Source organism: Streptomyces sp. NPDC127119 (assembly GCF_042677425.1).
Classification (GTDB): domain Bacteria; phylum Actinomycetota; class Actinomycetes; order Streptomycetales; family Streptomycetaceae; genus Streptomyces.
In genome coordinates this window covers 1-7450 of the sequence record NZ_JBHXTO010000012.1, presented here as the reverse complement: position 1 = coordinate 7450, position 7450 = coordinate 1, and the positions used below count along the sequence as shown (strand labels likewise).

The 7450-nt window shown below is 69.9% G+C and carries 6 protein-coding genes and 1 pseudogene; 5 read left to right on the top strand and 2 right to left on the bottom strand.

What is annotated here, in order from left to right; genetic code table 11:
• Positions 1 to 187: 187 nt before the first annotated feature.
• A complete protein-coding gene (locus tag ACFVH5_RS08525) occupies positions 188 to 1330 on the bottom strand; it encodes a substrate-binding domain-containing protein (RefSeq protein ID WP_385832789.1) in 1143 nt (380 codons plus the stop codon).
• Between the two features lie 165 nt (positions 1331 to 1495).
• Between ACFVH5_RS08525 and ACFVH5_RS08520 the strand changes: the two genes are divergently transcribed.
• From ACFVH5_RS08520 to ACFVH5_RS08505, 4 genes are all read left to right on the top strand, one after another.
• Complete coding sequence (locus ACFVH5_RS08520) at positions 1496 to 1948, top strand: MarR family winged helix-turn-helix transcriptional regulator (protein ID WP_385832788.1); 453 nt, start codon at positions 1496 to 1498, stop codon at positions 1946 to 1948.
• A 158-nt stretch (positions 1949 to 2106) separates the two neighbouring features.
• Entirely contained in the window at positions 2107 to 3429 is a 1323-nt protein-coding gene (locus ACFVH5_RS08515; protein ID WP_385832787.1) for an aldehyde dehydrogenase family protein, read from the top strand.
• 229 nt (positions 3430 to 3658) lie between these two features.
• Positions 3659 to 4546 (top strand): glycoside hydrolase family 19 protein, encoded by an 888-nt coding sequence (locus tag ACFVH5_RS08510; protein WP_385832786.1) that lies wholly within the window; start codon positions 3659 to 3661, stop codon positions 4544 to 4546.
• Positions 4547 to 5050: 504 nt separating this feature from the next.
• Positions 5051 to 5443 (top strand): DUF3662 domain-containing protein, encoded by a 393-nt coding sequence (locus ACFVH5_RS08505; RefSeq protein ID WP_384813939.1) that lies wholly within the window; start codon positions 5051 to 5053, stop codon positions 5441 to 5443.
• Between the two features lie 48 nt (positions 5444 to 5491).
• Here the strand turns inward: ACFVH5_RS08505 and ACFVH5_RS08500 are convergent.
• Positions 5492 to 5842 (bottom strand): annotated as a pseudogene (locus ACFVH5_RS08500) (hypothetical protein); the annotation flags it as partial.
• A 185-nt stretch (positions 5843 to 6027) separates the two neighbouring features.
• On the opposite strand from ACFVH5_RS08500, the gene ACFVH5_RS08495 reads away from it, so the two are divergent.
• Positions 6028 to 7392, top strand: a complete 1365-nt coding sequence (locus tag ACFVH5_RS08495; protein ID WP_385832785.1) for a phospholipase — start codon at positions 6028 to 6030, stop codon at positions 7390 to 7392.
• Positions 7393 to 7450 lie beyond the last annotated feature (58 nt).

The window sequence follows — 7450 nt, the reverse complement described above, 5'->3', positions numbered from 1 at the left end:
CAGCCTCAAGTCAGCCTGTTTCCAAGGTGTTTCGCATTACTTTCCCGGCGGTATCTTCCGACTCTCATCCGGTTTTCACCGCGAAACAAAAAATACCCCGGACGGAATTCATTAAATGAATTCACAGTTCACCCGAGGTATTCTCATTACTTCCTGTGGGAAGTATCTTCGCGCAAGCGAGGACATGTCAAGACCGGGACGCGTGCGGATTCAGCTGGGCCACCACGTCGAAGTCCACCCCGTCCGCCCGCGCCAGGTAGATCCGCTGGCGCACATGGCCGCCGCGCAGCCTCAGCAGCCCGCGCGGGCCCTCGTAGGAGACGGTGTCCGCGGCGGCGCCGATCGCGGTGACGTCCAGGGTCCCGGCCCGGTCGATCAGCGCGGCGAGCAACAGCACGCCCTCGTAACACGATTCACCGAGACTGCCGAGCGCCGGCGCCTCCACCCCGTACCGCCCGGCGTACTGGCCATGGAAGTCCAGCGTGTCCTGGTTGGCGAGGGAGGCGAAGAACCCGGCCGTGCTGTAGAGGCCCACGGTGGCCGTCGGGCCGCTCGCCATCAGCATGTTCTCGTCCATCAGCGTGCTCAGGCGCAGACACCGCTCGTCGAGCCCCGACGCGGCGAACGCCCGGTTGAAGCGCACCGCGTCGCTGCCCACGAGCAGCATCAGCACCCCGGTCGCCGCCGACCGCTCGATGCGCCGCAGCACGCCGTCGAAGTCATGGGTGCCCAGCGGCAGATACGCCTCCGCGCAGACGGTGCCGCCCGACTCGCGGGCATAGCGGTGCGAGGCCCTGGCCGTACGGCGCGGCCACACATAGTCGTTGCCCACGACGAACCAGCGGCGCACCTTGTGCTCGCGGGCCAACAGGCCCATGGCGGGCCGGAGTTGGTCGTCCGGCGTCTCGCTCGTGAGGAACACGCCCGCCGTGTGCTCCCCACCCTCGTACAGCGCCGTATACACATAGGGCACCCGATGGGCGATCCGCGGCGCGAGTGCCTGGCGTACGGAGGAGATGTGCCAGCCGGTGACGCCCTGCACGATGCCGAGACCGACCAGCGCCTCGACGTTCTCGGCGACGCGCCGCGGCTCGGCCCCGCCGTCCACCGGCAGCAGCCGCAGCTCCTTGCCGAGCACTCCGCCGGAGCGGTTGACCTGCTCCGCGGCGAGCCGCGCGCACAACTCGCAGGTGGGTCCGAAGATTCCGGCCGCGCCCTGCAGGGGGAAGACCAGTGCCACGCTGACGACCGAGTCGTCGGCCGTGAACCAGTCGGGCGGAAGGGAGCCGAGCGGGGAGGAGGCGGGTGGAAGCGGGTCGGGCCGGACCATGGGGGCATGATTGCGGGAACGTCCGGTGAACTCCAGTCCGTCTCGGGGTGCGGTCGGCCCCGCACCCGCCGCACGGGGGAGATCCCCGGGGAAAGCGGGACTTGTACGATGTGAGAGCCCCTTGCCGGGGCCCCTGGAGCGTCCGTCCCGGGAGTGAGGAGCAGGATGCCGACCCCGTCCCCGCGCCGGTCCGAGGACCTCATGCACCTCCTGACACGGGCCGAACGGCTGGCGGCACGCCTCCTCCAGAGCGCCCTGGAGGAACACGGCTGCACCCTCGACGCCTGGCGCGTGCTCTCCCTGCTCTCCGACGGCGAGGGGCACCCCATGACGGCGGTCGCCGAAGAGGCCTTCCTGCCGCCCGCGACCCTCACCAAACTGGTCGACCACCTCGTCGACCAGAACCTGGTCCACCGGCGGGTCGACCCCCTCGACCGGCGGCGCATCCTCGCCCACCTCACCCCGCGCGGCGAGACGTACTGGCGGCGCGTCGACCGCGAGGTGCGCACACGATGGCCCGCCCTGAGCGGCGGCGAAGGCGACGAGGAACTGCTGCGCGGCCTGCTGCTCCGGCTGGTGGACGAGCTCGACGGAGCGGCGGCGCAATCGTCCGTCTGAGCGGACCCCTCCATCTCCTCGGTGTGACCTCGCGATCACAGGTGGTGTCTTCCCCCGGGGCGGAATGACGATGCCGTATAAATGGTTGGCATATACATCGAGCTTGTCGCTCGTGTACCGAGTGCGGGTCACGAACCCGCCCCGACCAGCGAGGCACCGTGAACCAGCCCACCCCCGAGCAGCCCTCCGACGTCGTGGCCCTGCTGCGCGCCACCTTCCGCTCCGGCCGCACCAGGCCCGTCGAGTGGCGCACCGGCCAGCTGAGCCGCCTGCGCGAGATGCTCACCACGGACGGTGCCGCACTCGCCGCCGCCCTCCACGCGGACCTGGGCAAGAGCTCCACCGAGGCGTTCCGCACGGAGATCGACTTCGTGGTGCGGGAGATCGACCACACCCTCGAACATCTCGAAGAATGGCTGCGCCCCGAGCCCGCCCCGGTCCCCGCGCACCTCGGCGCCGACGCGACGGGCTGGACGCGCTACGACGCGCTCGGTGTCGTCCTGGTCATCGCCCCCTGGAACTACCCGGCGCAGCTCCTGCTCGCCCCGATGCTCGGCGCGCTCGCCGCGGGCAACGCGGTGGTCGTCAAGCCCAGCGAAATGGCCCCCGCCACCTCCGCCGCACTGGCCCGGCTGCTGCCCCGGTACCTCGACACCGAGGCCGTCGCCGTCGTCGAGGGCGGCATCCCGGAGACCACGGCCCTGCTCGCCGAGCGCTTCGACCACATCTTCTACACCGGCAACGGCACGGTCGGCCGCATCGTGATGACCGCCGCCGCCAAGCACCTCACCCCCGTCACCCTCGAACTCGGTGGCAAGTCGCCTGCCTTCGTCGACCGCGGCGCCGACCTGACCGTCGTCGCCGAGCGCCTGGCACGCGGCAAGTTCCTCAACGCCGGACAGACCTGTGTCGCGCCCGACTACGTCCTGACCGACCCCGAGACCGCCCGCGCCCTGGAGCCCGTACTGACCGAGGCCGTCGAGAAGCTGTACGGGTCCGACGCGTCCACCTCTGCCGAGTACGGGCGGATCATCAACGAACGGCACTTCGACCGGCTCAGCGGGCTGCTCGACTCCGGCCGGACCGTCGTCGGCGGCGGCAGCGACCGGGCGACGAAGTACATCGCGCCGACCGTCCTGGCCGACGTCGACCCCGACGCGCCCGTCATGCGCGAGGAGATCTTCGGCCCGGTCCTGCCGATCGTCACCGTCCCCGGGCTCGACGAGGCCATCGACTTCATCAACGACCGCGACAAGCCCCTCGCTTTGTACGCCTTCACCGAGTCGGACACCACCCGCGAGCGGCTCGCCGCCGAGACCTCGTCCGGCGGCCTGGGCCTCGGTCTGCCGCTCGCCCATCTCACCGTCTCCGACCTCCCCTTCGGCGGAGTGGGGGAGAGCGGCATGGGCAACTACCACGGCCGCTACTCGATCGAGACGTTCAGCCACCGCAAGGCGGTACTGGAAAAGCCGCTGAGCTGAGGCGGCACAGGGGGGCAGAACCCTCCGACCTCAAGCGGCGCGGCACCGGGGCGAGTTGACTGGTCTACACCCTTGACTGGTCCAGACCAAGGTGGTGGAGTGTGCCTCACTACCCCCCACCACGGCCGCCCCGTACGCCGCGGCCGGTCTCCCGGCACGTGCGTACAAGGTCCGCCCCGCGCTGCCCTCGTACGGGTCCGCGGCCGTGCTCCGTGAAGGAGTTGACCCTGTGTCCAGGCGCCGTATCTCCGCGTTCGTGGCCGCGATCGTCCTCGGAACCGCCGCACCGGTGCTCCTGCCGGCCTCGGGCGCTTCCGCCGCGGCCTGTTCGAGCTACCCGAACTGGGTGGCCGGCAAGTCCTACGTCACCGGCAACATCGTCCGGTACACCGACGGCAAGGCCTACATAGCCGAGCACGACAACCCGGGCTACGACCCCATCATCAGCACCTGGTACTGGGAGCCGTACGCCTGCGACAACGGACCCACCAACCCCTCCGGGTTCGTCGTCAGTGAGGCGCAGTTCAACCAGATGTTCCCGAACCGGAACTCCTTCTACAGCTACAGCGGGCTCAAGGCCGCGATGAGCGCCTACCCGGCCTTCGCGAACACCGGCAGCGACACGGTGAAGAAGCAGGAGGCCGCGGCCTTCCTCGCCAACGTCAACCACGAGACCGGCGGCCTGGTCCACATCGTCGAGCAGAACACCGCCAACTACCCGCACTACTGCGACTGGGGCCAGCCCTACGGCTGCCCGGCCGGCCAGGCCGCGTACTACGGCCGCGGCCCCATCCAGCTCAGCTGGAACTTCAACTACAAGGCTGCGGGCGACGCGCTCGGCATCGACCTCCTGAACAACCCCTGGCTCGTGCAGAACGACTCGGCGGTCGCCTGGAAGACCGGCCTCTGGTACTGGAACACCCAGTCCGGCCCCGGCTCCATGACCGGCCACAACGCGATGGTCAACGGCGCGGGCTTCGGCCAGACCATCCGCTCCATCAACGGCTCGCTGGAGTGCGACGGCAAGAACCCGGCCCAGGTGCAGAGCCGGGTGGACAGCTACCAGCGGTTCGTGGGGATCCTCGGCACGTCGGCGGGCAACAACCTGTACTGCTGACCTGCATCGCTGACAGGTCACCTGAGCGCTGTTCCACGGCCGCCCGACCGGCTGCCGTGGAACAGCGCTTTCGTATGTCGCCAGGTGGCCGGGTCACCCGGACACCGACGACCCGCGGCCGTCCGAGAAAACCCTCGCACTTCCCGTCCGCCCGACGGACGAGCCGGACGGGGTGCCGGCGAACCCGTCCTGGACCGTGCGCTTCAGGCGCGCCGACTGGGATGTCCGCGTCGAGACGCGCACGCGGCTGACCTGCGACGCGACGGACTTCTTCGTGGACGCCACGCTGGACGGCTACGAGGGCGAGCGCCGGGTCTTCCTCCCGCACCTGGGACGAGACGGCGCCCCGGGACCTGCTGTAGGAGGCCGGACGCGTCTTTTTCCACCGGCCGGGCACCCGGGGGAGGAGAGACATCGCCGCACAGGCACACCACGAGACGGCACACCGCTGCACGGCACACCGCGACACGGAATGCCACGACACCATCGAGGAGAAGTTGAGGCGTGAGCACACTCACTGGTCTGGAACGAGCCATGGAACGCTTCGGAGGGTCCCTGCTCGCGCATTTTCGCCACAAGGAGCCGGTCGAGCTGATCGAGGCCCTGCACAAGGAGTGCGACGACCACATCGTGGTGTGCAGCGAGAGCCGGACCGTCGTGCCCAACGCCTACGACGTCGAGCTGGCCGAGTTCGCCCACGAGGAGCTGGAGCGCAACGGCGGGCGCATAGACCAGGTGCTCACCGACAGCCTGCTGCGCCACGGCGAGAAGCAGGGCTATGAGTGGGCCGGCCCGCTGACCGTGCACGTCACCCGGTCACCGGACCTGCCCAACGGCCGGTACCGGGTGGCGAGCGCCGTCATGAAGCATGTGCGGGCCGGCGCCTTCCAGCACTGACCGGCCGCGGGGTCAGTCCCGCCGCAGAGGTGTCGGCGGCGGTTCCTCCTCCTCGGGGATGAGATGGACCGCGGCCTCCTCGGCACCGGCCGCGGAGTCGGTCGCCTCGCCCTCGCCGTAGGGCAGGTCGCCGGTGCCGTCGCCGGCCGGGGTCTCCTCGTCGGGGACCTCCTGGCGCAGCCGTTCGTCCAGGCTTTCGCCCTCGTGCTGCTCGGCCGCCGTGACGCCGGTCTTGGTGACCCCCAGCGGCTTCTCGGGCGGTGAATAGCCCTCGTCGAGCACATCGTCGTACGTACGTTCGTCCACCGCGTCCTGGAGGTCCAGCGGCGCCGCGTCCGCCTGCTCCTCGTTGGTCCCCGTGGGCTGGTAGACGTCGTCGGCCATGTTGTCGTCGCTCATGTTCGGCCTCCCGGCGCGGTGATCATTTCTTTCCCCGTAGGAGTAACGCGGTGCCCGTCATCGGCCCCGCGAAACACCGCGCTATTGACCGGTACATACCAACCCGATTGAGTGTCCCGCGCAGACCCCCCACTTTCCCGGCCGCCGACCAGGCGCCGCCGCGCTGCCGAAGGGACCTCATCACCATGCGGAGATTCCGCCCCCTGCTCGCCCTCACCGCCGCCGGAGCGGCACTGACCACCGCCCTGGCCGTTCCCTCGCACGCCGCGGAGGTGCCGACGGCGGGCGTGTTCTACGTACAGAGCGCGGTCACCGGCCTGAACGCCGCCGACAGCGGGGGAGCGGTCCTCCAGCGCAACCCCAAGGGCAACGAGGACCGCCAGCAGTGGACGCTCCGGGCCACCGGAACCTCGTACGTCCTGGAGAGCACCGACACGGCGGGCAGCTGCCTGGGCCGGTCCGGGGGCCAGGCGAGAACCGTGGCCTGCGCGAGTGCCGACGCCTCGTGGGAGATCACGTCGACGGGCACCGACCGCTACCGGCTCAAGGTGCCCGGCGCCGACCAGTACCTGACCGTCGGAGCCAAGGCCTCCGGCGCCAACTACCCCGCGCAGCTCGTCGTCGGCGCGGCGGGCGACACGGCCGCCTGGTACCTGACCCCGGTCACGTCCCCGACCTCCCCGATGCCCGCCGCGGGCCAGCGCACCCTGGACCAGGTCACGTTCCTCACCTCCCACAACGCCTACGCGAACGGCGTCGACGGCGGTTTCGCCCCGCCCTTCGTCAACCTCGTCCCGAACCAGAGCCGGGGCATCAACCAGCAACTCACCGACGGCGTACGCGGGTTCATGCTGGACATCCACCAGACCCCGGACGGCGCGATCCTCTGCCACAACAGCTGCACCCTCGTCAGCCGGCCCGTGGCCCTGAACGTGGACCTCCAGCGCATGGTCGACTTCCTGCGGCAGAACCCGACTGACATCGTCACGGTGTTCCTGGAGGACTATGTCGACCCGGGGGTCCTGCGCAGTGAACTGGCCAAGGTGAACGGCCTGTCCGACGTCCTCTACCGCCCGGACCAGACCGGTGTACGCGCGAACGGCTGGCCGAAGGTGGCGGACCTGATCGCCGCCAACGACCGGCTGCTCCTCTTCACCGACCACAGCCGCTCCGCCGACGAGTCCGCCGGGCTCACCCGGGACAGCTTCGGCGTCATGTACCAGCGCGAGTGGACCGTGGAGAACTACTGGTCCATGGGCTCGGGCCTCGGCAGCTCCGACTGGTCCTGCTACAGCCGCTGGTACGACGCCAACACCAACGTCCCCCTCACGGCGACGGCTTCGCCCTTCCGCCCGCTCTTCGTGATGAACCACTTCCGGGACGCGGCGATCGCCTCGACCGCGACCACCGACAACACCAAACTCACCGACCGGGCGCAGCGGTTCTGCCAGCCCGCCGCCCGCAAGAAGCCCAACTTCCTCGCGGTGGACCGGTACGACCTCGGCTCACCGGCCTCGGCGGTGGCGACGCTGAACACGTACACGTACTGAGCTTGTGCACGTACTGCACGTAACAACGTGCGCCGCTGCCCCCGGCGGGACCGGGGGC

Bases quoted from the DNA above. Each gene is read 5' to 3' on its own strand.
- ACFVH5_RS08525 (WP_385832789.1), bottom strand. From the start codon at position 1,330: ATGGTCCGGCCCGACCCGCTTCCACCCGCCTCCTCCCCGCTCGGCTCC.
- ACFVH5_RS08520 (WP_385832788.1), top strand. From the start codon at position 1,496: ATGCCGACCCCGTCCCCGCGCCGGTCCGAGGACCTCATGCACCTCCTG.
- ACFVH5_RS08495 (WP_385832785.1), top strand. From the start codon at position 6,028: ATGCGGAGATTCCGCCCCCTGCTCGCCCTCACCGCCGCCGGAGCGGCA.